Raw genomic sequence first — 284 nt, forward strand, 5'->3', positions numbered from 1 at the left:
TGCGTGTACCGCTCAGCCCGAAGCTCAGCCCAGCGGCCGCTAAGTTATTCGTCACTTGCGACTTAAAGCCCTGCTCACTGATTTGCGTGGCGCTCTTATTATCGATACGACCAGTGACCAACGCATTCATTGCTTGCTGCTGGGTCAGACCAGCATTATTAAAGATGATAATGTTTGGACTCTCAGTACTGCCTTTAACACGCACGCCAACTGTTTTTCCGCTAATGACTTTGACAGCTTCAATACTCAGGTTAGGCTTCATCACATCCCCATTGAAGCGCACC

General features: G+C 49.3%; 1 protein-coding gene. It reads right to left on the minus strand.

Annotated elements, in window-relative coordinates:
- Positions 1-262: translocation/assembly module TamB domain-containing protein (locus AAEY55_RS18215; RefSeq protein WP_350552637.1), on the minus strand; the 262-nt coding region annotated here is incomplete at its 3' end.
- Between the last annotated feature and the right edge of the window lie 22 nt (positions 263-284).

This window comes from Pseudoalteromonas sp. 120-MNA-CIBAN-0494, assembly GCF_040308885.1.
Classification (GTDB): Bacteria; Pseudomonadota; Gammaproteobacteria; order Enterobacterales; family Alteromonadaceae; genus Pseudoalteromonas; species Pseudoalteromonas nigrifaciens.